Genomic DNA, 22821 nt, shown 5'->3' on the forward strand with positions numbered 1-22821 from the left:
TCGGCTAGCACTTCCCCTTGCCGGGCGTGCAGGGGACTTTCACCCCCAAGTCATTCCAAGGCACCACCCTTGGAAACAGCGCCAGTCAGGCGCTGCGCGCCATGCCTGGCGCACATGCAAGACCCCCTGCCGAGGCAGGGGGTTGTCCTGGCGTAGGGGTGAACTACCCGGCTTACTGGGGCCGCTTGGCGAGGCGTAAATAGGGGAAGACGGTCTCGAACTCGCCGAACTTCGCCTTGGCATCCTCGTCGGAGACGCTGGTGGGAATAATCACGTCGTCGCCGACATTCCAGTCGGCGGGCGTGGCCACACCCTCGCCGTTGGCCGTCTGCAGCGCATCCAGAGCGCGCAGTACCTCGGCGAAGTTGCGGCCCACGTTCATCGGATAGGTCATGGAGAGCTTGAGCTGCTTGTCCGGGCCGATGATGAACACCGTGCGTACGGTGGCGCTGTCGGCCGGGGTGCGGCCATCCGGCAGGTAGGCATCGGCCGGCAGCATGTCGAACAGCTTGGCGACCTTGAGATCCTCGTCAGCGATGATCGGGAAGCCCACATCGCAGCTGGCCAGGCTGGCGATGTCGTTGACCCACTTCTTGTGGTCATCGACGGGGTCCACCGAGATGCCGATCACCTTGGTGCCGCGCTTCTTCCACTCCTGGTTGAGCTTGGCCACGGCGCTGAACTCGGTGGTGCATACCGGGGTAAAGTCCTTGGGATGGGAGAACAGGATCGCCCAGCTGTCGTCGAGCCACTCGTGAAAGCGGATCGGGCCCTGGCTGGTCTCGGCCTCGAAATCGGGTACGACGTCGTTGATACGCAGTGACATGCTGTGTCTCCTTGATGAGTGGAGAAATCCCCCGCGTGCCCGCAAATCGGACGCGGAATTGGCACTCCTGATAGACATATGGGCATTGGTCCATGACATCAAGGCCTCGTTCGCACCTATTTCGACACCTTATCGCCAGGTGGCCCGCTGGTCCTAGTGTCGGTCACCCTGAGGTGAAGCCGCCCCTCGCCCAGCCGTGCCTCTATCGCCTGGCCGGGGCTCGTGTCCGTCGCCCGGCGAACAATCCGACCTTGCGCGTCCTCGAGGATCGCATAGCCGCGTCCCAGTACCGCCAGGGGGCTCACTGCCTGCAACTCGCGCGCCAGCCCGCCGAGGTGCTCGCGATGGCGGGCCAGGGCCCGCGGCATGGCTTGATGGAGCCGCCAGCGGGCTCGCGTCAGGCGTTGCTCGGCCAGTTCCACCCGCCGCTTCGGCGAGCGCAGGGCCAAGCGCTGGTGCAGATGGCGCTCGCGGCGCTGTTCGGTGGCGAGCTTGGCCTCGATGGCCCGTCGTAGCCGTCTTTCCAGCTGCTCCAGCTGCCGGCGACGCGTGATCAGCACTTCACCCGGATGGCGCAACCGTATCCGCAGGTGGTCCAGGCGCTGGGCCTCGCGCTCCAGGCGGGCGCGCTGGGCCCGGTTGAGCCGCTCGGCCAGCTGCTCGAGGTGGTAACGCCGCTCACGGCGGTCGGGTACCAGCTGCTCGGCGGCGGCCGAAGGGGTGGGGGCTCGCGCGTCGGCGGCGAAGTCGGCCAGGGTAACGTCCACCTCGTGGCCCACCGCCGACATCACCGGCAGCCGCGAGTGGAAGATCGCCCGCGCCAGGTGCTCGTCGTTAAAGACCCACAGGTCTTCCAGGCTGCCGCCGCCACGGGTGATCAGGATGGCATCGCGGGCCGGGTCCAGCGCCGCCTGGCGGTTGAGTAGCCCTAGCGCCGAGATCAGCGCCGGCGCGGCCTCGCGGCCCTGCACCGGCACCGGAATCAAGGTCACCTGGGTAAGTGGCCAGCGCGCCGCGAGCACCGCCAGCACATCGCGGATCGCCGCGCCGGTGGGCGAGGTAAGCACCAGCAGGTGGCGCGGCGGATAGGGCAGGGGCCGCGCGTTGGCGAATACGCCCTCGGCGTCGAGGCGGGTCTTGAGGCGTTCGAAGGCCGCCAGCAGCTCGCCAACGCCGGCCATCTGCACCGCCTCGACCATCAGCTGGTAGTCGCCGCGGGGCTCGAACAGCGACACCTGGCCGCGCACCTTGACCCGGTCGCCGTCGCGCATGGGGGCGGCGACGAAACGCGCCCGGGTACGGAACAGCGCGCAGCGCAGCTGGGCGCGGTCATCCTTGAGGGTGAAATAGATGTGCCCCGAGCCCGGCCGCGAGACCCCGGAAAGCTCGCCCTCCACCCACACCTCGCCGACATCCTGCTCCAGCGCCTGGCGGGCGCGGCGGTTGAGCTCGCTGACGGAAAGCGGGGCGTCCTCGGGGCGTAGCATGGCACGGTCATCGCAGGAGAATGGAGGCAAATACCCTATCATGCGCTGCCGCCCCGGTGGCAGCGTCTCGGGCCGCCAGGGCAGGGCATACCAAGCAGCGTCGTTTGCTCGCCCCCGCCCCTCCCCGCTATAATGGGCGATTAACTTTATTCCCCCACCAGTTCACTGGGTGTTGCCACCTATGCTACGTATGGCCCAAGAAGCGCTTACGTTCGATGACGTACTACTCTTGCCCGGGTATTCCGACGTCCTGCCCAACGAGGTCAGCCTCCGCACCCGCCTGACCCGCAACCTCTTCCTGAACATCCCCCTTCTTTCTGCCGCCATGGACACCGTCACCGAAGCTCGCCTGGCTATCGCCATGGCCCAGGAGGGCGGCATCGGCATCATCCACAAGAGCATGACCATCGCCCACCAGGCCGCCGAGGTACGCAAGGTCAAGAAGCACGAGAGCGTGATCGTCAAGGACCCGGTCACCGTGGGCCCCAAGGCCAAGCTGGCGGATCTGCTGGCGATGGCCGAGGAGCACGGCTTCTCGGGCTTCCCGGTGGTGGAGGGCGAGACCCTGGTGGGCCTGGTGACCCAGCGCGACATGCGCTTCCAGCCCAACCATGGCGACAGTGTGGCCGACATCATGACCCCCGGCGAGAAGCTCGTCACCGTGCCGGTGGGCACCAGTCTCGAGATCATCAAGGGCAAGATGCAGGAGCACCGCATCGAGAAGATGCTGGTGGTGGATGACGAGAACCGCCTGCGCGGTCTGGTCACCTTCCAGGACATCGAGAAGGCCCGCACCTTCCCCCACGCCGCCAAGGACGCCGACGGCCGCCTGCTGGTCGGCGCCGCCGTGGGCACCGGCCCCGAGACGCCGGACCGCGTCGCCGCCCTGGCCGAGGCCGGCGTCGACGTGGTGGTGGTGGATACCGCCCATGGCCACTCCCGAGGCGTGATCGAGCGGGTGCGCTGGGTGAAGGAGCATTTCCCCGCCATTCAGGTGATCGGCGGCAACATCGCCACCGCCGAGGCCGCCAAGGCGCTCGCCGAGGCCGGCGCCGATGCCGTCAAGGTGGGTATCGGCCCGGGCTCCATCTGCACCACCCGCATCGTCGCCGGCGTGGGCGTGCCGCAGATCACCGCCGTTTCCAACGTCGCCGCGGCACTGGTGCCCTACGACATTCCGCTGATCGCCGACGGCGGCGTGCGCTTCTCCGGCGACCTGGCCAAGGTGGTGGCCGCCGGTGCCAGCACGGTGATGGTCGGCGGCCTGCTGGCCGGCACCGAGGAGGCCCCGGGCGAGGTCGAGCTCTACCAGGGCCGCACCTACAAGGCCTACCGCGGCATGGGCTCGATGGGCGCCATGTCCCAGAGCCAGGGCAGCGCCGACCGCTACTTCCAGGACAAGAGCGAGGGCGCCGAGAAGCTGGTGCCGGAAGGCATCGAGGGCCGGGTGCCCTACAAAGGCATGATGAGCGCCATCGTCCACCAGCTGATGGGTGGCCTGCGCGCCTCCATGGGCTATACCGGCTGCCGCGACATCCAGGAGATGCGTACCAAACCGCAGTTCGTGCAGATCACCGGGGCCGGCTTCAACGAGTCCCATGTGCATGATGTGCAGATCACCAAGGAGGCGCCCAACTACCGCGCCGGTTGACACACCCTTGGTGCCGGAAGCTTGACGCTGGAAGTGGCCGCGCCGCTTCCAGCGTTCGTGTTTCCGGGCCGTTCGCCTCGCAAAGGAAAGGCCAGATGACCGACATTCACGCCCACAAGATCCTGATCCTCGACTTCGGCTCCCAGTACACCCAGCTGATCGCCCGCCGGGTGCGCGAGATCGGCGTCTACTCCGAGGTTCGCGCCTTCGACATCAGCGAGGCCGAGATCCGCGAGTACGCCCCCAACGGCATCATCCTCGCCGGTGGCCCCGAGTCCGTCACCCAGCTGGACTCGCCCCGGGCGCCGCAGTGCGTGTTCGAGATGGGCCTGCCGGTGCTGGGTATCTGCTATGGCATGCAGACCATGGCCGAGCAGCTCGGCGGTGCCGTGGAAGGCTCCCACGTTCACGAATTCGGCTACGCGCAGATCCGCATCGACGAGGAGACCGCACTGTTCCGCGACATCAAGGACCATGTCGACCGCGAGACCGGCAAGAGCCTGCTGGATGTGTGGATGAGCCACGGCGACAAGGTCTCCCGGGTGCCCGACGCCTTCACCGTCACCGCTTCCACCCCAAGCTGCCCGATCGCCGCCATGGCCTGGGAGGAGAAGCGCCTGTATGGCGTGCAGTTCCACCCCGAGGTGACCCACACCCTGCAGGGAAGCCGCATCCTCGAGCACTTCGTGCTGGCGATCTGCGGCGCCGAGCGCAATTGGACGCCGGCGCAGATCATCGAGGACCAGATCGAGCGCGTGCGCGAGCAGGTGGGCGAGCGCCACGTGCTGCTCGGCCTCTCCGGCGGCGTGGATTCTTCGGTGGTCGCCGCGCTGCTGCACAAGGCGATCGGTGAGCAGCTTACCTGCGTGTTCGTCGACAACGGCCTGCTGCGCAAGGACGAGGGCGAGCAGGTGATGGAAACCTTCGCCCGCCACATGGGCGTGAAGGTGATCCGCGTGGACGCCGAGGCGTTCTTCCTCACCCGCCTGCGCGACGCCCACGACCCCGAGGCCAAGCGCAAGATCATCGGCAACACCTTCATCGAGGTGTTCGACGAACAAGCCGCCAAGATCGAGGGCGTGGAGTTCCTCGCCCAGGGCACCATCTACCCCGACGTGATCGAATCCGCCGCCGCCAAGACCGGCAAGGCCCACGTGATCAAGTCGCACCACAACGTCGGTGGCCTGCCCGAGACCATGAAGCTCACGCTGGTCGAGCCGCTGCGTGAGCTATTCAAGGACGAGGTACGCAAGCTCGGCGTCGAGCTCGGCCTGCCCTACGACATGGTCTACCGCCATCCCTTCCCGGGGCCGGGCCTGGGTGTGCGTATCCTCGGCGAGGTGAAGAAGGAGTACGCCGACATCCTGCGCGAGGCCGACGCCATCTTCATCGAGGAACTGCACCGCGCCGACTGGTACCACAAGACCAGCCAGGCCTTCGCCGTCTTCCTGCCGGTGCGCTCCGTCGGCGTGGTGGGCGATGCCCGCCGCTACGAGTGGGTCATCGCTCTGCGCGCCGTGGAGACCATCGACTTCATGACTGCCCGCTGGGCGCACCTGCCCTATGAGCTACTGGAGACCGTTTCCAACCGCATTATCAACGAGATCGCCGGCGTCTCCCGCGTGACCTATGACGTTTCGAGCAAGCCGCCGGCGACCATCGAATGGGAGTGAGAGAGAACACTTCACAGCAGCCGCATCTCCCCGCTCCAGTGACAGGAGAATGTCATGCATCCCTCAGTGATTTCGCTCAGGCCTCTGGAGAACTATTCACTGGCGATCACTTTTGATAATGGTGGGTCCGGGGTGCTGGACATGGATGAATATCTGGATTTCGGGGTGTTCCAGCATCTGAAAGACAGGAAGGCCTTCGAGAACGTCAAGGTGTCCTTCGTTACCTTCGAGTGGGAATCGGGTGTCGACCTCGATTCGGAATTTGTCTACCGTAACTGCACGATTCAGTGAACAAATTCGCGCCGCTGAAGTACGTCTCCGACGCCTTCGAGGAGCGCCAGGCTGAGCTGCTCGAGATGTTCCAGACCGATGATGACGAGAACATCTACTACCTGCCCCGCCAGGATCTCGACAGCGACGAGGCCTACCAGCAGGCCCTGCAGGAAGAACTGGAGGTGCTGGACTACTACCGCGGGGCCAACGTCCTGGAGGCGATCGAGAGGAGCAACGACAAGCTCAAGGGCATCCTCGGCCACGTCTACGAATATGAGTTTCGTCTTGAGTCCAGCAACTTGAAAAAGCTCCGCGATACCCTTCTCTCCAAACTTCTTTCCGGCGAGCTGTCCGTTCCCGATGCCGAAAACAAGCCCACTCAGGCCGAATCAGCGTCGAGTGCGGCCTGCAAGGCGCTATAGGCGGGGAGGCAGCATGGCAGAGCAACAGATCAGGATCTTCACCTCAAGCGATGGCCAGGCCCGGCTTGAAGTGGCGCTGGACCGGGAGACCGTCTGGCTGAGCCAGGCGCAAATGGCGGAGCTGTTTGGCAAGGACGTTCGCACAGTTAGCGAGCATATCGGCAATGTTTACGCTGAGGGCGAATTGGATCGGGAAGCAACCATCCGGAAATTCCGGATAGTTCGCCAGGAGGGTAAGCGTCAGGTCCGCCGTGACATCGACCATTACAACCTAGACGTGGTCATCTCCGTCGGCTATCGCGTGAAATCCCAGCGAGGCGTGCAGTTCCGCCAATGGGCCACCCAGGTTCTCAAAGATCACCTGGTTCAGGGCTATACCCTCAATCAGCGCCGCCTGACGGAGCGCGGCATCGAGTTCGAGCAGGCGGTCACGTTGCTGAGCCGCACGCTGACGAATCAGGGCCTGGTCTCCACCGAAGGCGAGGCGGTGGCGCGGGTTATCAGCGACTATGCTCGTTCCTGGAGCCTGCTGCAGGGCTACGATGAGCAGGTGCTGGTTGAGGTGGGCATGATGCAGCCCGGGATGAGAGCCCTCGCGTTGGACGAAGCACTGAAGGCGATCGCTGAGCTGAAGCAGACGCTGATCGAGAAGGGCGAAGCCACCGAGCTTTTCGGTCAGCTGCGCGGTGATGGACTTGCCTCGGCGCTTGCTACCATCGAGCAGGGCTTCGGCGACGCGCTTTTTTATCCGAACCTGGCCAGTCGTGCCGCGCACCTGCTCTACTTCGTCATCAAGAATCACCCGTTGGCCGATGGCAACAAGCGCTGCGGCTCCTTGCTGTTCCTGTGGTACCTGCGCCGCAACGCGTCCCTGCTGGCGCGGCCCGTAGAGCGGTTGATCAACGACAATACCCTTGTCGCACTGGCGTTGCTGGTGGCCGAGAGCCTGCCGGGTCAGAAAGACCTGATGATCCGGCTGATCGAGCACTTCATTCTGCTCGAGGAGCCCGCCCGGGAAGAGGACTGAGCGTATGACCGAGGATCAACTGGAACGGCTCTGCCTTGAGTGGTTCGCCGAGGGTGGCTGGGAGATCGCCCACGGGCCGGATATCGCGCCGGCTGCCCTCACGCCGGAACGGGCCGACTACCGCCAGGTGCTGCTGATTGGCGATCTGGAGGCGGCGATTCGGCGGCTTAACCCGCACCTGCCCGATGATGCCGTCGAGCAGGCGCTGGCGGTGGTGCGCAAGCCGGAAAGCCTCGACGTGGTGGTCAGCAATCGCGCCTTTCACCGCCTGCTGCTGGACGGTGTGCCCGTGGAGTACAAGCGCGACGACGAGATCGTCCATGACCGGGCGCTGCTGGTGGATTTCGCCGAGCTCTCGGCCAACCACTTTCGCGCCGTCAACCAGTTCACCCTGCAGGGCCGCCGCCAGCTGCGCCGCCCCGATGTCGTGTGTTTCATCAACGGCCTGCCGCTGGCGGTGCTGGAGCTCAAGAGCCCAGGCGCCGAGAACGTCGATATCTGGGACGCCTTCCACCAGATCCAGACCTACAAGGACGAGGTTCCCGAGCTGTTCGTCACCAATGAGGCGGTGGTCATCAGCGATGGCTACAACGCCCGGGTCGGCTCGCTGACGGCCAACCAGGAGCGCTTCATGCCCTGGCGCACCCTCCGGCACGAGGACGACAAGCCGCTGCTGGAGTGGCAGCTGGAAACCCTGGTGCGCGGTTTCTTCGATCGCGAACTGCTGCTCGACTACCTGCGCCACTTCATCCTCTTCGAGAGCGACGCCGACACCCTGATCAAGAAGATCGCCGGCTACCACCAGTTCCATGCCGTGCGGGAGGCGGTGCGTGCCACCGTGATCGCCGCCCGTGAGACCGATCAGCGCCAGGTGGCCGAACGCCGCGCCACCTATGCCGACAGGGTCACGCCCGGCAGCAAGAAGGTCGGGGTGGTGTGGCACACCCAGGGTTCCGGCAAGAGCATCACCATGTGCTGCTATGCCGGCAAGCTGCTCCAGCAAACGGAGATGAACAACCCCACCCTGGTCGTGGTGACCGACCGCAACGACCTTGACGGCCAGCTGTTCGCCACCTTCAGCGCCGCCAGGGAGCTGCTGAAGCAGGAGCCCATCCAGGCCGATGACCGCGATGAACTGCGTCGCCTGCTGGCCGAGCGGGAGTCCGGCGGCATCGTCTTCACCACGGTGCAGAAGTTCGCCCTGCTGGAGGAGGAGGCCGGTCATCCCATCCTCAACGATCGCCACAACATCGTGGTAATCTCCGACGAGGCGCACTGCAGCCAGTACGGCCTCAAGGCCACCCTGAAGCAGGATGGCAGCTACCGCTTCGGCTACGCCAAGCACATGCGCGATGCGCTGCCCAACGCCTCCTTCTCGGCTTCACCGGCACGCCCGTGGCCAGCGAGGACAAGGACACCCGCGCGGTGTTCGGCGATTACGTCTCCATCTACGACATCCAGGATGCCGTCGATGACGGCGCCACGGTGCCAATCTACTACGAGTCCCGGCTGGCCAAGCTCGATATCAACCGCGAGGCCATCGAGGCGCTGTCCGACCAGGTCGAGGAGGTGGTGGAGGACGAGGAGGACCTGGGTTCTCGCGAGCGCACCAAGGGCGAATGGAGCCGGCTGGAGAAGCTGGTGGGCTCCGGGCCCAGGCTCAGGAAGGTGGCCGCGGATCTGGTGGAACACTTCGAGACCCGCAACGCCACCCTGGACGGCAAGGCGATGATCGTGGCCATGAGCCGGGACATCTGCGCCCACCTGTACAACGAGATCGTCGCCTTGCGTCCCGACTGGCACGGTGCTCCATTGGGCGCCGCCGCTGATCCGGAGAAGGGTGCCATCAAGGTCGTCATGACCGGCTCGGCCGCGGACAAGCCTCTGCTGCAGCCCCACATCACCAACAAGGCGATAAGGAAGCGGCTGGAAAAGCGTTTCAAGGACGTGAACGACCCGCTGAAGCTGGTGATCGTTCGCGACATGTGGCTCGCCGGCTTCGATGCGCCCACCTGCCACACCATGTACGTCGACAAGCCCATGAAGGGCCACAACCTGATGCAGGCCATCGCCCGGGTGAACTGGGTGTTACGGGACAAGCCGGGCGGCCTGGTGGTGGACTACATCGGCATCGCCAACGAGCTGAAGCTGGCGCTGAAGACCTATACCGAGGCCAAAGGGCCGTGGCGCGCCGACCCACAGCGCCGAGGAGGCCTATGCGGTGCTGCTCGAGAAGCTGCTCAAGGACGACATCACGGCCAAGACGCGGCACAACGTGGTGCAAGATAAGAAGTATTCCGAGCGGCTGCAGGAAACCCTGCGCAAATACAACAACCGGGGGATCGAGACCGCCCAGGTGATCGAGGAGCTGATCAGCATGGCCAAGCAGTTCCAGGCCGAGATGGAGCGGGATGCCGCCTTAGCCCGCTGCTGCTGGCCGTGCCTCAGATCATGGTGGCGATGCGCTGGGTGGGGGTGGCGTTCCTTGCCTGGTTGGCCGCCCAGGGGCTGTAGCGGTCACCCTGCTCAACCCCCAGGTTTACCTGGACACTTTGCTGCTGATTGCCTCGGTGGGTGCGCAGCAGAGCAGTGTGGCCGGCTTCCTGGTCGGCGCGGTGTCGGCCTCGGTGCTGTGGTTCAGCCTGCTGGCATGGGGCGGAGCGGCGCTGGCGCCCTGGTTATCGCGGCCGCTGGCGTGGCGCGCCATTGACGGGACCATCGGGGTGATGATGGCGGCCATTGCGCTGCAACTGGCGAGCGGCACGGGCCTCGGGCCCGGTCTGAAGGAGTTGAGCGCGGTGACGGAAAACAGCAGCGAGTGAGTCGCAGTAGCCCAAGGGTCGCGGACAGCGCCCTAAGCGGTTATCTTCTTGGACATGATCCTTTCGTCGGGTACGCGTCTTGACCAGGCGAGGGGCATGTCATCCACTATCCAGGAGGTTTCATGAGCCAGGGTAACGAGTACGTTCCACCGAGAGTCTGGACCTGGGAGAGGGCCAGCGGCGGCACTTTCTCCAGCATCAATCGCCCGATCGCCGGCCCTACCCATGAGAAAGAGCTGCCGGTTGGCAAGCACCCCTTTCAGCTCTACTCCATGGGCACGCCCAATGGCGTGAAGGCCACGGTGATGTTCGAGGAGCTGCTGGCGGCCGGCCACGAGGGTGCCGAGTATGACGCCTGGCTGATCCGCATCGGCGAGGGCGACCAGTTCAGCAGCGGCTTCGTCGAGATCAATCCCAACTCCAAGATCCCGGCGATGGTCGATCGCAGCACCCCCGAGCATATCCGAGTGTTCGAGTCTGGTGCGATCCTGCTCTACCTGGCAGAGAAGTTCGGGGCGTTTCTGCCTGTCGATACGGCTACGCGCACCGAGACGCTCAACTGGCTGTTCTGGCAGATGGGCAGCGCGCCCTTCCTCGGCGGCGGCTTCGGCCACTTCTACGCCTATGCGCCGGAGAAGCTCGAATACCCCATCGACCGCTACGCCATGGAGGCCAAGCGCCAGCTCGACGTGCTCGACCGCCGCCTTGCCGAGGTGCGCTATCTGGCGGGCGATACCTACACCATCGCCGATATCGCCACCTGGCCTTGGTATGGCCAGCTCGCCCTGGACCGCCTCTACGACGCCGGCGAATTCCTTCAGGTGCAGGAGTACCAGAACGTGCAGCGCTGGGCGCGCGAGATCGATGCTCGCGACACCGTGCAGCGCGGGCGCATGGTCAACCGCACTTTCGGCGATCCGCAGATGCAACTCCACGAGCGCCACGACGCCAGCGATTTCGAGCTGCGTACAGAGGACAAGCTGGCGGGCGAGAAGGGGCACGCCTGAGACTGCAGGGGCGACCAGCGTCTGCCCCATGTGGCGATGCCTGGTTACGCTCTGCCGGGTCTTGTTCAACGACCGACCATCGAGGAGGATGCCGCGGCTTGCCGTCGTTCAGAGCCGCACCAGCATCTTGCCGCGATTGGCGCCTTCGAACAGCTTAAGGAAGGCATCCGGCGTGCGCTCGAGGCCTTCTTCCACGGTCTCTTCGTAGTCGAGTTGGCCGCTCTCGACCTGCGGACCAACGTCCTCCAGGAATTGGGAATAATGCGCCCAGTGATCGAAGACGATGAAGCCCTCCATGCGCGCACGACGAATCAGCAGCATCGCCAGATTGCCGGGACCGGGGCTCGGCGTTTCCTCGTTATAGCGAGCGATCATGCCGCATATCGCGATGCGTGCGCCAACTCTGAGGGTGTTCAGCGCCGCTTCCAGGCAGGTGCCACCAACATTCTCGTAGTAGACATCGAAGCCTTCTGGACAGGCATCATGCAGCGCCTCGGTGAGCTCGGCGGCATTCTTGTTACGGTAGCTCACAGGCTGGATGCCATGGGACGCCAACCAGTCGAGCTTATCGGGCGAGCCGGCGATGCCGACCACGGTGCCGCCCTTGGCCTTGGCCAGCTGCACGGCCAGCGAACCCACCGCGCCGGCCGCGCCGCTGACCAGGACGTTGTCGCCTTCCTGCATCTCGGCGATGCGGTTGAGGCCGGTCCAGGCAGTCATGCCCGGCATGCCGAGCACACCCAGATAAGCTTGTTCCGGCACCTTGAAGGTGGGCAGGGATTCCAGCTGGTCACCCGGCAACTGGGCGATGTCACGCCAACCCCCCATGTGGCGCACCTTGGTGCCCACCGGAAAGTTCGCATCGCGCGACTCGATCACCTCGCCGATGGCTGCGCCTTCCAGGGGAGCGTTCAGCTCGAAGGGTTCGATGTAGGTCGTCACGCCGCTCATTCGGCCGCGCATGTAAGGGTCCACCGACAGCCAGGTGTTGCGGATGCGCACCTCGCCCTGGGCGAGCGAGGGCAGTGCCTGCTCATGTAGCTCGAACAGCTCGCGTGCCGGGGTACCCTGTGGATGGTCGTTGATGGTGAAGTAACGGGACTGCATCATGCCACTCCTTCGCTTCGGTGTGTAGACGACCAGTCTATTATACGGGCGGCGCACGGGCCAAGCTGTCAGGTCATGCCGGCTAGCCTTGGTGAAGTTGGTGAAGGATGCGGAGTTGCCAGACAGCCGGCGAACATGAATGTTTACCCCCAGGAGGTGGTGGGCGGTGTAGCATCGGGCGATGCACCGGCGACAGGAGGATGACATGGCATCGGCGATCGGTTGGCTCAGGGTTAGGAGGATAAAGCAGGCTCGCCTGCGGTTTATGGCGGGATGGCTGCTGATGGGGGGATATCTCCTGCTGGCCAGCGGCTGCGCGATGCTGGCGCCCGCGCCACCAGAGAATCAGCGCAACATCTGCGAGATCTTCCGCGAGCAACCCTCCTGGTATGACGACGCCCGGGATGCCGAGGAACGATGGGGGACGCCCATCGCCACCCAACTGGCGTTCATTCAGCAGGAGTCGGGCTTTCGCAGTCACGTGCGTCCGCCACGCACGCGCCTGCTGGGGATCATTCCCTGGCGGCGTCCATCCTCGGCCAAGGGCTATGCCCAGGCCCAGGATCCAGTGTGGGGCGAGTATCGAGACGAGGCCGGCAGCCTCTTTGCGCGGCGTACTAGCATGAAACACGCCACCGACTTCATCGGCTGGTACAACGCTCGTTCACATCGCCAGCTGGGCCTTTCCCTGCACGACCCCGAACGCCTCTACCTGGCCTATCACGAGGGTGCCGGTGGGTATCGGCGGGGCACTTACCGCTCCAAGCCTCGGGTGAGGCAGGCTGCCCGTCAGGTGGCGGCACGGGCCAACCGCTATCAGGCACAGCTAGGCGCGTGCGAGGCCGAATTTCGCTGTCGGCACTTCTACCAATTCTGGCCGTTGTGTCGCGCATGAACGAAAACACCCCATCCGACCGGGGCCGGATGGGGTGTGGTGACGGCGCTTAGCGACACGCTTACGGCCTCAGCGTTGAGGCGCTTGCTCGAACAGTTCCGCCTTGGCATCACGCATGACGTCTTCGCAGGCGGCCTGGTGGGCGAGCTGGGTGAGCAGACTCTGGCTCAGGGCGAAGCCCTTTTCCAGGCAGGTGTCGACATCCTCACGGCTCACCTCGGGGGTGACGTTGCAGTCGATCTTGATCGTCCTTCCACCACCGTCCAGCTTGTCGGCGAATTCCCGTATGCGCCAGGCGATTCGCTCCTTCCAGTTAGCTGATTCTTCCACGCCCTCGTTTACGCTAAACGTGCACTGCCATTCCGGTTCCTGATTACGCATAAGGCTCAGCCATCTTCAGGAACCGGTACGGCATCGGCGGTGTTCGGGCGGCTACCGTGAGAAAGCGCGGGATCATGGCCTTGAGGTCATAGCGCCGATTGAAGCGATACTCGAACTCGGCCAGGTAGCGTGGGGTATGTTTCCCGCGGATGGCATGGTACGTGCCGGTGATCGCGTTCTTGACGTTGCCCAGCACCGTGTTGACCCAGTTGAACTCGGGGTTCTTCACACTGGCACGCCCACCGCCGGTGATGTGACAGTCATGAACGTAGAGAGGCGTATCGAAGGCTCGGAAACATCCGAGGCCGTCGCTGATGACCTGACTACCAGGCACAATGGCCTGTTGGGCGTAGCGACGCATCTCGTCAAGGGTAAAGCCGCTCACACGGCGCAGCTGAACCCGCTGCGGGTGGCCTTCCTCATCGGTTTGCACGGCGGCGATGAAGGGGACCTTGTGTTCAGCGCCGCGCCCGCGCTTTCCCGGCCGTTCGCCGCCCAGGTAGGCGTCATCGATCTCGATGCGCCCCGTCAGCGTCTCACTCTGGTTACGCTCGTACATGACCTGCAGCAGCTTGTGCTTGAGCTTCCAGGCCGTGTTGTAGCTGACGCCGAGCTCCCGGGACAGCTGCAACGCTGAGATGCCGTTCTTGCGCTGGGTGAGCAGGTAGATCGCCAGGAACCAGGTGGTCAGCGGCAGGTGCGTGCCATGGAAGATCGTACCGGCGGTCAGCGAGGTTTGATGATGGCAGCGATGGCACTGATAGAGCCCGCGCGCGAGTTGGCAGTAGGTGGTGTTGCCGCAGTCAGGACAGACGAAGCCCCTCGGCCAGCGATGCCGAAAGAGCGCCTCCCGGCATTGCCCTTCCGTGCCGTACTGACCAAGGAAGGCCGGCAGTGACAGGCCGGGCTGGAACTGGATAGCGTTGCGTGCCATGACGTCGCCTCCTCTACTGGATATAACCTCAGTATAGGACAAGCTGGCAGGGTGGTGGCTGATCAACATGAGTAATCAGGTTCCGGTTTGTAGACCTTCATGAGAACCTCCCGTGCTGGCTTGAAAGAAATGGTCGATCGTCTCTTTCGCTCCGTATCTGACGGTGTTGCCCATCCATCATACAGGCTTTCCGTCTTCGGGCCAGTGCCCGCGGAACGCCAGAGTCGCGATGAGCTTGGCGGCACGGCCATCGAGTCGTGGCAGGCCGGAAGTGGCAGTGTCTCGGTCTATGTTGTCGTGGGTTTATGTTGGCGTGGCAGTGAGGGTCGTTAGCCCAGGTAGGCGGCGAAGGCTTCGAAGGCGCTCCGCTGTAGTTGAGCCTGATGTGCCCAGCACTTGAGAACGTAAGAATCGAACGGATGGGATTGCGCTTGTAGGGTATTCATTGCAGTTGCCCTCCTCATGGGGATTGCAATACCACTATAGACGTTTTATTGCTGCGATGCAGCATAATTTTTCTGGTGACATGCAGAACCTTCTTTCAATTCTTCGCAAATCGGCGTGAAAACAGCGGGAATGTCGCGTAGGACGGATACGCCGGAGCTGCATCCGGCATGACGATGGTGCCCTCGGCATGCCCGGTGCGCTGGCGCTTACCGAGCCTACGGGATCAGATGGCCTGCCTGGCGGGCTTGGATTAGCAGCGCCGGTGGCGTCTATCTGCTATCCTGCCAGCCTCTTTTATTATCGATTCCACGGCTTCAGATCCGATGGCTCCCGTCGTCTGCTCGTCGCGTTTCTGTGCCGTCTCCTCTTCGCAGGGCTATTCACGTGTCTGATTCCTCTCCCGATTTCGCCGCGCTGCCGCTGGCGCCGGAACTGCTGGCCAACCTCGCTTCGCTGGGCTACGACGCTATGACGCCAATCCAGGCCGAGAGCCTGCCGCCCATGCTGGCGGGCCGCGACGTGATCGCTCGGGCGAAGACCGGATCGGGCAAGACCGCCGCCTTCGGCCTGGCGCTGCTCTCGCGGCTGTCGGTAGCGGACTTCCGGGTGCAGGGTCTGGTGCTCTGCCCGACCCGCGAGCTCGCCGACCAGGTGGCCGGCGAGATCCGTCGCCTGGCACGCAGCCTGCCTAACATCAAGGTGCTGACCCTGTGCGGCGGCGCGCCCCTGGGGCCGCAGCTCGCATCGCTGGCGCATGGCGCGCATGTCGTCGTCGGTACCCCGGGGCGGATGGAGGAGCACCTGCGCAAGGGCTCGCTCGACCTCGCGGGTCTGGGGATCCTGGTGCTGGACGAGGCCGACCGCATGCTCGACATGGGCTTCCAGGCGGCCATGGAGACGATCATCGCCGCGACCCCGGCGGAGCGCCAGATGCTGCTGTTCAGCGCCACCTATGCCGAGGCCATCCGGCCCATCGCTGAGCGTCTGATGCACGATCCGGTCACGGTGGAGGTGGCCGAGCCCCACGACGCGACCACGATCCGCCAGCACTTCTACCGGGTGGCGGACGAGTCGGCCCGCTTCGAGGCACTGCGCCGCCTGCTGCTGCATGTCAGGCCCGCCGCCAGCGTGGTGTTCTGCAATACCAAGCGCGAGACCGACGAGGTCGCCGACGCCCTGAACGACGCGGGCTTCAGCGCCCTGGCGCTGCACGGCGACCTGGAGCAGCGCGACCGCGACCGCCTGCTGGTGCTGTTCGCCAACGGCAGCGCCTCGATCCTGGTGGCCACCGACGTGGCCGCGCGCGGACTTGACATCGATGCCCTGGATGCGGTGTTCAACTACCGCATCGCCCGCGAGCTCGAGGTGCATGTCCACCGCGTCGGGCGCACCGGCCGGGCGGGTGGCTCCGGGATCGCCTGTACCCTGGTGGCCGAACAGGAGGACTACCGGCTGGCGCGTCTCGCCGATTTCCTGGGCGAGGTGCTGGAGACCGAGCCGCTGCCCTCTCGCTCGGTGCTGGAGCGCCAGCCCTACCGTCCCGCCATGGCGACCCTGCAGCTCGGCGGCGGCAAGAAGCAGAAGCTGCGACCCGGCGACATCCTCGGCGCCCTGACCGGCGAAGGCGGGATCGCCGGCGACCAGGTGGGCAAGATCAAGGTGCTCGCCGACCGCGCCTATGTGGCCGTGCGTCGCGACGTCGCCCGGGCGGCCCTCGATCAGCTGGGCAACGGCAGGCTCAAGGGGCGCAGCTTTCGTGCCCGTCGCATCAGCCGCTGACCATATAAAGGAAACGTGATACTCCCGCGGGATACACAGCCGGCGGGTTCTATGCCAATGTGGTGATATGAAGATACCCAAGAGATTGCAACCGCTGGTCGACGACGGCCTGATCGAGGCGGTCGAGAGCCAGCTGATGAGCGGCAAGGAAGCTCAGGTCTACGTGGTGCGCTCCCATGGTGAGCGGCGCTGTGCCAAGGTCTTCAAGGAGGCCAAGCAGCGCAGCTTCAAGCAGGCCGTGCAGTACCAGGAGGGGCGCCGCGAGCGCAACAGCCGCCGCTCTCGGGCGATGGCCAAGAAGACCCGCTATGGCCAGAAGGAGCAGGAGCAGGCCTGGCTCAACGCCGAGGTCGATGCCCTCTACCGGCTGGCGGCGGCGGACGTGCGGGTGCCCAAACCGTATGGTTTCGTCGATGGCGTGCTGCTGATGGAGATGATCACCGATGCCGAGGGCCTGACCGCGCCGCGGCTGGATGACGTGACCCTGACCGCCGACGAGGCCCGGGCCCATTACGCCAAGGTGCTCGGCGACGTGGTGCGCATGCTGTGTGCCGGCTTGATCCATGGCGACCTCTCCGAGTTCAACGTGCTGCTCTCCGCCGACGGCCCGGTGATCATCGACCTGCCCCAGGCGGTGGATGCCGCGGGCAACAACAGCGCCGAGAGGATGTTCGAACGCGACGTCGACAACATGCGCCGCTACTTCGGTCGTTTCGCCCCGGAACTGCTCGCCACCGATTACGGCAAGGAGATCTGGGCGCTCTATGAGGCCGGTGACCTTTACCCGGACAGCCCGCTGACCGGCTGTTTCGAGCATGACACCAGCACCGTGGACGTGGATGAGCTGATGAGTGTGATCGACGATGTGCGCGAAGAGGAGGCCTACCGTCAGGCAGCCCGCAACCGTGACGATGAACCCGGGGTCGAAGAGGCCGCCGAGGCCTGGCGGGAGTCCCGCGGAGAGCGCTGAAGGCCGTCGTTGACCTTGTAATCCCGGTTGGGGGTCGGCAATGTTTCAGGGGTTACTCATCATTGCCGAGTCCGCCATGTCCCGATCCGATCACGATTCAAACTCCCAGCGGGAACGTCAACGCAACCGCATCAAGCGTTCCCCTCTCTGGTATCCCGAAGAGGTTCAGCCCTCCCGCCGGCAGTGGCTGGTTTTCGTCTGGATCGCACTCGTCATTGTGCTGCTGTTTCACTATCTCGATTCGGCGCAGCGGCATCAGCGGCTCGAACTCGCCTATTCCGAGTTCCTGACGGCCGTGGACAAAGGCCATGTCGAGGCGGTCACGCTGCGGGGGCAGAGGGTGGAAGGCAGCTTCACCCAGGCGGGACGAAAGGCGCGCGAGCTTAGCAAGACCGAGAAAGGTTTTCAGACCACGCGGCCGGAGGTCGAGGGTCAGCGGCTGCTTCAGCGTCTCGAGTCGAATGGCGTGCGCATCGACGCCGAACCCACCGAGCCACCCTGGTGGCAGCGTATCCTTGTCGGGGCGTTGCCCTGGATCCTGATCCTGGGCCTGCTGTTCTGGTTCTGGAACCGAATGCAGCAGCGCGCCATGTCGGGCGGTGGGCTGTTCAACATGGGCAAGTCCAGCGCCCGCCGGGTGAGCAGTGAAGAGAGCGAGGTGCGGCTGAGTGATGTGGCCGGCTCGGAGAATGCAAAGCGTGAAGTCCTTGAGGTGATCGAGTTTCTCAAGGAGCCGGCGCGCTTCCAGGCATTGGGGGCCAAGATTCCCCGCGGTATCCTGATGATGGGCCCCCCGGGCACCGGCAAAACCCTGATGGCCAAGGCGGTCGCCGGCGAGGCCGAGGTGCCGTTCTTCAGCATCAGCGGCTCGGAGTTCATCGAGATGTTCGTGGGCGTTGGCGCCTCGCGTGTTCGTGATCTCTTCAAGCAGGCCAAGGAGCAGGCGCCGGCGGTGATCTTCATCGATGAGCTGGATTCCATCGGACGCTCCCGCGGCGCCGGGATGGGGGGCGGTCACGATGAACGCGAGCAGACCCTCAACCAGATTCTCTCCGAGATGGACGGTTTCCAGGCCGATGAGTCCGTCGTCGTCCTGGCCGCTACCAACCGTCCCGACGTGCTCGATTCGGCCCTGCTGCGGCCGGGTCGCTTCGATCGCAAGGTGACCCTGGAGAACCCGCATCGCGAGGCGCGCAGGGATATCCTTCGCGTGCATACGCGTGACGTGCCGTTGGCCGATGACGTGGATCTCGAACGACTGGCCGAGATCACCATCGGCTTCTCGGGGGCGGATCTGGCCAACCTGACCAACGAAGCCGCCCTGCAGGCCGGGCGCAATGACCAGCAGGAGGTGGACTGGGCCTGTTTTTCGGCGGCCCGCGACCGGCTGCTGCTGGGCGCGGCCAAGGATGCCGGGCTCTCCGAGAGCGAGCGCCACATCGTGGCCTATCACGAGTCGGGACATACGCTGCTTGCCTACCTGCTGCCCAAGGCCGATCCCCTCGAGAAGGTCACGGTGCTGCCACGTGGACGCGCCCTGGGCGTGACCGCACAGGTGCCTGCCGAGGAACGCTATAACCAGGGCGAAGCCTATCTGCGCGACCGCATCACCGTGATGTTCGGCGGTCGGCTGGCGGAATCGATCGTCTTCGACGAGGTGTCGAGTGGCGCCGAGAACGACCTGGAACAGGCCACGCAACTGGCCCGTCGCATGGTGTCGCGCTGGGGGATGAGTGAACGTATCGGACCGGTCATGTTTGCTCAGAGCCAGGAACATGTGTTCCTGGGCAAGGAGATTGCCCAGTCCCGCGAGTACAGTGAAGCCATGGCAGCAATGGTCGATGCCGAGATACAGCGGCTGCTGACCGAGCTCGAAGCCCGCGGCCGTGAACTCCTCGAATCCCATCGCAGCGAGCTGGATACCCTGGCCGCGGCCCTGGAGAAGGAGGAAACCCTGGAGGCCGAGGCGATTCGTGAGCTGCTGGGTCACGCTTCCGCCCAGTCGTGACGCATCACGCCATATTCGACTACGCTGTAGGCGAGCGTCGCCCATCGTGGGCGACTCCGAGTCATCAATGAGGAGATAGCAATGAACCACTGGATAGCGAGCCTGGCCCTGGTGGGCGGCGTGTTGCTGGCTGGCCCGGCGCTGGCCCAGATGGAGCGCGCCCCCGCCCCCGAAGGTGCCGAGGTCTACTTCATCTCTCCCCAGGATGGGGCCACGGTCGAGAACCCCGTGACCGTGCGCATGGGGCTTAAGGGCATGGGCGTGGCGCCCGCCGGCACCCAGAGCGACGGCACCGGCCACCATCACCTGTTGATCGACACGCCGCTGGACGAGGTGAATCTCGACCAGCCGCTGCCGGCTGATGAAGGGAAGCGCCACTTCGGTGGCGGCCAGACCGAGACCACCCTTGAGCTCGAGCCCGGTGAGCATAGCCTGCAGCTGCTGTTCATGGATGGACGCCATGTCAGCTTCGACCCGCCGGTGACATCAGAGCTCATCACCATCACCGTGCAGTAACCCTCCCCCGCCGGGCAGGCGTGGGGGCAGTGCTGGCAGAACAAGGAGCCGTTTCAGGCCGAGTCGATGGACTTCGTCTGCAGGCTGGCCGGCGGCACCTCACGCTTCGCCTGTTACCTCGGCGTTGTGGAAGACATTCTGCACGTCGTCCAGGTCGTTCAATGCATCGAGCAGCTTCTCGAACATCACCACGTCCTCGCCCTCGAGCGGGGTCACGGTCTGGGGCACGAACTGGATCTCGTCGACCTCGAAGTCGAGCTCGCCGAAGGCATCAAGCAGCGCCTGCTTGGTCTTGGCATACTCGGTATGTGGGGCGAAAACGGTGATCTGGCCGTCCTCGCTCTCGATATCGGTGACGTCGACATCGGCTTCCATCAGCGCCTCGAGGATGGCCTCCTCGTCGTCACCTGGGAAGGCCAGAATGGCGCAGTGATCGAACATGTGACTGACGCTGCCGGGGGTACCGAGCTTGCTCTTGGCCTTGTTGAAGCAGGCGCGCACATCGCCGAAGGTGCGGTTGGGATTGTCGGTCAGGCAATCGACGATGATCATGCAGTTGCCCGGCCCGAAGCCCTCGTAGCGGGCCGGCGAGAAGTCCTCGCCGCCCACGCCGGACGCCTTGTCCAGGGCCTTGTCGATCACGTGGCTGGGCACCTGGTCCTTCTTGGCGCGCTCGATCAGCCCGCGCAGGGAGAGATTGCCCGAGGGGTCGGTGCCGCCCTGCTTGGCGCAGACGTAGATCTCGCGACCGTACTTGCTGTAGACCTTGGTCTTGGCGGCGGCCGTCTTGGCCATGGATTCCTTGCGGTTCTGGAAGGCCCTGCCCATTGCATTGTCCTGTGGCATCGAAACACGAGGCTGAATTCTACGAAACCGAGGCGGAGGCGAACAGGGATTTTTGCCACAATCACCGGCGCCTGGCCTGACTACCCTGTCAGGGAGTCCCGACTACCCAGGAGGCTGTTCCGGTGGACCATCATGCCGACCACCATGCGCTGGCTGACTGCCTGGGTAAGCAGGCATGATGGGCTCCGGCAAGAGAGTTTTCGATGATGCCGCTGCCTGCGCCGAAAACACCACTGACGCGATATGCTCATGGCCCATCCAGCGCATCAGGATACCCATCGCTAGGGGCGTCTCAGAAAGGACGAACCGAACATCTACGCCTACTTCAACAACGATAGCAAGGCCCACGCCGTGTTCAATGCTCGGGATCTCAAGCGCGACGTGGAGGACCGCCTATGAGACCGAGATCGTGACTCCATTCGTTATTGCAGGAGTTGAGCTCCGTTCGTCAATCGGCAAAAAGGCATGCCACGATGTGACGAGGATCAAGCACAGGATCGTGGCGTTGGCATTCCGCCAATGGCTGCTCCTATAATGGAAGCGGTGCCTGCAAGGCTAGCTTGCAGAGTGCGCGCGACAGGGCCAATGGGGCCTTGGAGCAACGACCCTCTTGCTGGAGAAGCGCATGACTCAAACAGTGACAGCGACCTACGACGACAGCATGAAGGCGGTCAACGCCTACGATGAGCTGGTTTCCAAGGGATTTCCCCGCGAGAAGCTGTTTCTCGACAAGGAAACCAGCGAGGTCAAGGTGATCGTTCCCGATTCCACGCAGCGGGAGGCGGAAGAGATCCTCAAGCGCCACGGAACCGACGAGATTCATGCGCGCCCCTACGAGGAGTAAGTAGCTCATTGGAAATTGACAAGAGCAGGCCTTATGCTACCTCCAGCAGGCCAGGCGTCCGCTGGAGGTGTTTTTCTTTCTTCCTCGCTTTATTGGCCCCGCACCTGGCATGTTATCGTTAGCATGATTACCCTTGCCCTCATCGCATTCACCGTCATCCTATCCTTGACGGCCTGGCGCTCGCCGTCTCTGCTCGCGTCTCTGATCTACTGGCCGCCTGGCGTGGCGAAGGGGCAGTGGTGGCGGTTGCTCACCCATGGTTTCATCCATGCCGATGGTACCCACCTGCTCTTCAACATGATCACCTTCTATTTCTTTGGTCGAGTCATGGAGCAGGTTCTGACACCACGCATTGGTCCTCTAGGCTTTTTGCTCTTCTATCTCTCGGGCATTCTGGTCGCCATCCTGCCCAGCCATTTTCGCCATCGTGTCGACAGCCAGTACCGGAGTCTGGGGGCATCGGGCGCGGTGTCGACGATGCTGTTCGCCTATATTCTTCTCCAGCCCTGGTCGCTGCTCTACGTCTTCTTCGTGCCGGTTCCGGCGATCATCTTTGCGGTCGTCTATGTGGTCTATTCGGTCCAGGCCAGTCACCGCGGGGGGAGCAAGATCAATCATAGCGCCCACCTCTGGGGCGGTGCCTGGGGCGTGGCTTTCATGCTCTTTCTCGCCCCCGGTCTCGGGCCGCGCTTCTTCGAGGAGCTGTTGTCGAAGATTCCCTGAGAATGCCGACAGATCACATCGCTTGAGCGATTGACCTTCGGCATGGTGACATGCCTTCCGATCCGTTGGGGCTATCGCCCCTTTGCTCCTGGCGGATCCCCACGAATTTTGTGTTATTCGTCGCATAATGCCTGCTCTTTGACCTCTTCGCGAAGGCTCTCTCGGAGGATTTTCCAGGAGGGC

22 protein-coding genes and 1 pseudogene are annotated in these 22821 nt (G+C 64.1%); 17 read left to right on the forward strand and 6 right to left on the reverse strand.

Annotation, left to right across the window (positions count from 1 at the left end; all coding sequences use genetic code 11):
* Positions 1–172: 172 nt before the first annotated feature.
* Positions 173–826 (reverse strand): peroxiredoxin, encoded by a 654-nt coding sequence (locus DFO68_RS14380; protein WP_133484315.1) that lies wholly within the window; start codon positions 824–826, stop codon positions 173–175.
* 116 nt (positions 827–942) lie between these two features.
* Complete coding sequence (xseA, locus tag DFO68_RS14385) at positions 943–2313, reverse strand: exodeoxyribonuclease VII large subunit (protein ID WP_133484316.1); 1371 nt, start codon at positions 2311–2313, stop codon at positions 943–945.
* Positions 2314–2494: 181 nt separating this feature from the next.
* On the opposite strand from xseA, the gene guaB reads away from it, so the two are divergent.
* The 10 genes and pseudogenes from guaB (at position 2495) to yghU (ending at position 11188) form a co-directional block, all read left to right on the forward strand.
* Positions 2495–3964 (forward strand): IMP dehydrogenase, encoded by a 1470-nt coding sequence (gene guaB, locus DFO68_RS14390; RefSeq protein ID WP_133484317.1) that lies wholly within the window; start codon positions 2495–2497, stop codon positions 3962–3964.
* Positions 3965–4059: 95 nt separating this feature from the next.
* Positions 4060–5637 carry a glutamine-hydrolyzing GMP synthase gene (guaA, locus tag DFO68_RS14395; protein WP_133484318.1) on the forward strand — a complete coding sequence of 526 codons (1578 nt, stop codon included), beginning with the start codon at positions 4060–4062 and terminating at the stop codon, positions 5635–5637.
* Between the two features lie 54 nt (positions 5638–5691).
* Positions 5692–5928: a DUF2442 domain-containing protein gene (locus tag DFO68_RS14400; protein ID WP_133484319.1), complete on the forward strand. Its 237-nt coding sequence runs from the start codon at positions 5692–5694 to the stop codon at positions 5926–5928.
* Entirely contained in the window at positions 5925–6332 is a 408-nt protein-coding gene (locus tag DFO68_RS15855; RefSeq protein ID WP_243726530.1) for a type I restriction-modification system subunit M N-terminal domain-containing protein, read from the forward strand. Before DFO68_RS14400 ends, DFO68_RS15855 begins: the two co-directional genes overlap by 4 nt.
* Before the next feature lie 13 nt (positions 6333–6345).
* Positions 6346–7359: a virulence protein RhuM/Fic/DOC family protein gene (rhuM, locus tag DFO68_RS14410; RefSeq protein WP_133484320.1), complete on the forward strand. Its 1014-nt coding sequence runs from the start codon at positions 6346–6348 to the stop codon at positions 7357–7359.
* A gap of 4 nt (positions 7360–7363) precedes the next feature.
* Positions 7364–9091, forward strand: a complete 1728-nt coding sequence (locus DFO68_RS15860) for a type I restriction endonuclease subunit R (protein WP_279512844.1) — start codon at positions 7364–7366, stop codon at positions 9089–9091.
* A complete protein-coding gene (locus DFO68_RS15865; protein WP_243726532.1) occupies positions 9043–9648 on the forward strand; it encodes a type I restriction enzyme subunit R domain-containing protein in 606 nt (201 codons plus the stop codon). The genes DFO68_RS15860 and DFO68_RS15865 overlap by 49 nt, the downstream gene beginning before the upstream one ends.
* Positions 9638–9718, forward strand: a pseudogene (locus DFO68_RS15870) (type I restriction enzyme endonuclease domain-containing protein); the annotation flags it as partial. The gene DFO68_RS15865 and the pseudogene DFO68_RS15870, both read left to right, overlap by 11 nt.
* 193 nt (positions 9719–9911) lie before the next feature.
* Entirely contained in the window at positions 9912–10181 is a 270-nt protein-coding gene (locus DFO68_RS15875) for a LysE family transporter (RefSeq protein ID WP_347813135.1), read from the forward strand.
* A 122-nt stretch (positions 10182–10303) separates the two neighbouring features.
* Positions 10304–11188, forward strand: a complete 885-nt coding sequence (gene yghU / locus DFO68_RS14420) for a glutathione-dependent disulfide-bond oxidoreductase (RefSeq protein WP_133484321.1) — start codon at positions 10304–10306, stop codon at positions 11186–11188.
* Positions 11189–11296: 108 nt separating this feature from the next.
* Here the strand turns inward: yghU and DFO68_RS14425 are convergent, their stop codons facing one another.
* A complete protein-coding gene (locus DFO68_RS14425; protein WP_133484331.1) occupies positions 11297–12295 on the reverse strand; it encodes an NADP-dependent oxidoreductase in 999 nt (332 codons plus the stop codon).
* A 283-nt stretch (positions 12296–12578) separates the two neighbouring features.
* On the opposite strand from DFO68_RS14425, the gene DFO68_RS14430 reads away from it, so the two are divergent.
* The gene (locus DFO68_RS14430; RefSeq protein ID WP_133484322.1) at positions 12579–13190 is read left to right on the forward strand and encodes a lysozyme-like domain containing protein; all 612 of its coding nucleotides are present in this window, start codon (positions 12579–12581) and stop codon (positions 13188–13190) included.
* Between the two features lie 69 nt (positions 13191–13259).
* Here DFO68_RS14430 and DFO68_RS14435 read toward each other — a convergent pair whose 3' ends face one another.
* Together DFO68_RS14435 and DFO68_RS14440 are read right to left on the reverse strand one after the other, a co-directional pair.
* Positions 13260–13571, reverse strand: coding sequence for a hypothetical protein (locus DFO68_RS14435; protein WP_133484323.1), 312 nt, complete (start codon positions 13569–13571; stop codon positions 13260–13262).
* Positions 13564–14505: an IS1595 family transposase gene (locus DFO68_RS14440; RefSeq protein ID WP_133484324.1), complete on the reverse strand. Its 942-nt coding sequence runs from the start codon at positions 14503–14505 to the stop codon at positions 13564–13566. The genes DFO68_RS14435 and DFO68_RS14440 overlap by 8 nt, the downstream gene beginning before the upstream one ends.
* An 831-nt stretch (positions 14506–15336) precedes the next feature.
* Here DFO68_RS14440 and dbpA point away from each other — a divergent pair.
* The 4 genes from dbpA to DFO68_RS14460 all read left to right on the forward strand — a co-directional run bounded on the left by dbpA (position 15337) and on the right by DFO68_RS14460 (position 20225).
* A complete protein-coding gene (dbpA, locus tag DFO68_RS14445; RefSeq protein WP_133484325.1) occupies positions 15337–16731 on the forward strand; it encodes an ATP-dependent RNA helicase DbpA in 1395 nt (464 codons plus the stop codon).
* A 67-nt stretch (positions 16732–16798) separates the two neighbouring features.
* Positions 16799–17701 (forward strand): PA4780 family RIO1-like protein kinase, encoded by a 903-nt coding sequence (locus DFO68_RS14450; protein ID WP_133484326.1) that lies wholly within the window; start codon positions 16799–16801, stop codon positions 17699–17701.
* A gap of 76 nt (positions 17702–17777) precedes the next feature.
* A complete protein-coding gene (ftsH, locus tag DFO68_RS14455; protein ID WP_208107441.1) occupies positions 17778–19709 on the forward strand; it encodes an ATP-dependent zinc metalloprotease FtsH in 1932 nt (643 codons plus the stop codon).
* Positions 19710–19790: 81 nt separating this feature from the next.
* Positions 19791–20225, forward strand: a complete 435-nt coding sequence (locus DFO68_RS14460) for a DUF4399 domain-containing protein (RefSeq protein WP_133484328.1) — start codon at positions 19791–19793, stop codon at positions 20223–20225.
* 99 nt (positions 20226–20324) lie between these two features.
* Here DFO68_RS14460 and DFO68_RS14465 read toward each other — a convergent pair whose 3' ends face one another.
* On the reverse strand, positions 20325–21053 hold the full coding sequence (locus DFO68_RS14465; protein ID WP_133484329.1) for a YebC/PmpR family DNA-binding transcriptional regulator: 729 nt from the start codon (positions 21051–21053) through the stop codon (positions 20325–20327).
* Between the two features lie 643 nt (positions 21054–21696).
* Here DFO68_RS14465 and DFO68_RS14470 point away from each other — a divergent pair.
* Together DFO68_RS14470 and DFO68_RS14475 are read left to right on the forward strand one after the other, a co-directional pair.
* Positions 21697–21915, forward strand: a complete 219-nt coding sequence (locus tag DFO68_RS14470) for a hypothetical protein (RefSeq protein WP_133484330.1) — start codon at positions 21697–21699, stop codon at positions 21913–21915.
* A 33-nt stretch (positions 21916–21948) separates the two neighbouring features.
* On the forward strand, positions 21949–22638 hold the full coding sequence (locus DFO68_RS14475; protein ID WP_243726531.1) for a rhomboid family intramembrane serine protease: 690 nt from the start codon (positions 21949–21951) through the stop codon (positions 22636–22638).
* Positions 22639–22821 lie beyond the last annotated feature (183 nt).

It is taken from the genome of Halomonas ventosae (assembly GCF_004361885.1).
Lineage (GTDB): Bacteria > Pseudomonadota > Gammaproteobacteria > Pseudomonadales > Halomonadaceae > Halomonas > Halomonas ventosae_C.

Bases quoted from the DNA above. Each gene is read 5' to 3' on its own strand.
- DFO68_RS14380 (WP_133484315.1), bottom strand. From the start codon at position 826: ATGTCACTGCGTATCAACGACGTCGTACCCGATTTCGAGGCCGAGACC.
- xseA (WP_133484316.1), bottom strand. From the start codon at position 2,313: ATGCTACGCCCCGAGGACGCCCCGCTTTCCGTCAGCGAGCTCAACCGC.
- guaB (WP_133484317.1), top strand. From the start codon at position 2,495: ATGCTACGTATGGCCCAAGAAGCGCTTACGTTCGATGACGTACTACTC.
- guaA (WP_133484318.1), top strand. From the start codon at position 4,060: ATGACCGACATTCACGCCCACAAGATCCTGATCCTCGACTTCGGCTCC.
- DFO68_RS14400 (WP_133484319.1), top strand. From the start codon at position 5,692: ATGCATCCCTCAGTGATTTCGCTCAGGCCTCTGGAGAACTATTCACTG.
- rhuM (WP_133484320.1), top strand. From the start codon at position 6,346: ATGGCAGAGCAACAGATCAGGATCTTCACCTCAAGCGATGGCCAGGCC.
- DFO68_RS15860 (WP_279512844.1), top strand. From the start codon at position 7,364: ATGACCGAGGATCAACTGGAACGGCTCTGCCTTGAGTGGTTCGCCGAG.
- yghU (WP_133484321.1), top strand. From the start codon at position 10,304: ATGAGCCAGGGTAACGAGTACGTTCCACCGAGAGTCTGGACCTGGGAG.
- DFO68_RS14425 (WP_133484331.1), bottom strand. From the start codon at position 12,295: ATGCAGTCCCGTTACTTCACCATCAACGACCATCCACAGGGTACCCCG.
- DFO68_RS14430 (WP_133484322.1), top strand. From the start codon at position 12,579: ATGGGGGGATATCTCCTGCTGGCCAGCGGCTGCGCGATGCTGGCGCCC.
- DFO68_RS14435 (WP_133484323.1), bottom strand. From the start codon at position 13,571: ATGCGTAATCAGGAACCGGAATGGCAGTGCACGTTTAGCGTAAACGAG.
- DFO68_RS14440 (WP_133484324.1), bottom strand. From the start codon at position 14,505: ATGGCACGCAACGCTATCCAGTTCCAGCCCGGCCTGTCACTGCCGGCC.
- DFO68_RS14450 (WP_133484326.1), top strand. From the start codon at position 16,799: ATGAAGATACCCAAGAGATTGCAACCGCTGGTCGACGACGGCCTGATC.
- ftsH (WP_208107441.1), top strand. From the start codon at position 17,778: ATGTCCCGATCCGATCACGATTCAAACTCCCAGCGGGAACGTCAACGC.
- DFO68_RS14460 (WP_133484328.1), top strand. From the start codon at position 19,791: ATGAACCACTGGATAGCGAGCCTGGCCCTGGTGGGCGGCGTGTTGCTG.
- DFO68_RS14465 (WP_133484329.1), bottom strand. From the start codon at position 21,053: ATGGGCAGGGCCTTCCAGAACCGCAAGGAATCCATGGCCAAGACGGCC.
- DFO68_RS14470 (WP_133484330.1), top strand. From the start codon at position 21,697: ATGACTCAAACAGTGACAGCGACCTACGACGACAGCATGAAGGCGGTC.
- DFO68_RS14475 (WP_243726531.1), top strand. From the start codon at position 21,949: ATGCTACCTCCAGCAGGCCAGGCGTCCGCTGGAGGTGTTTTTCTTTCT.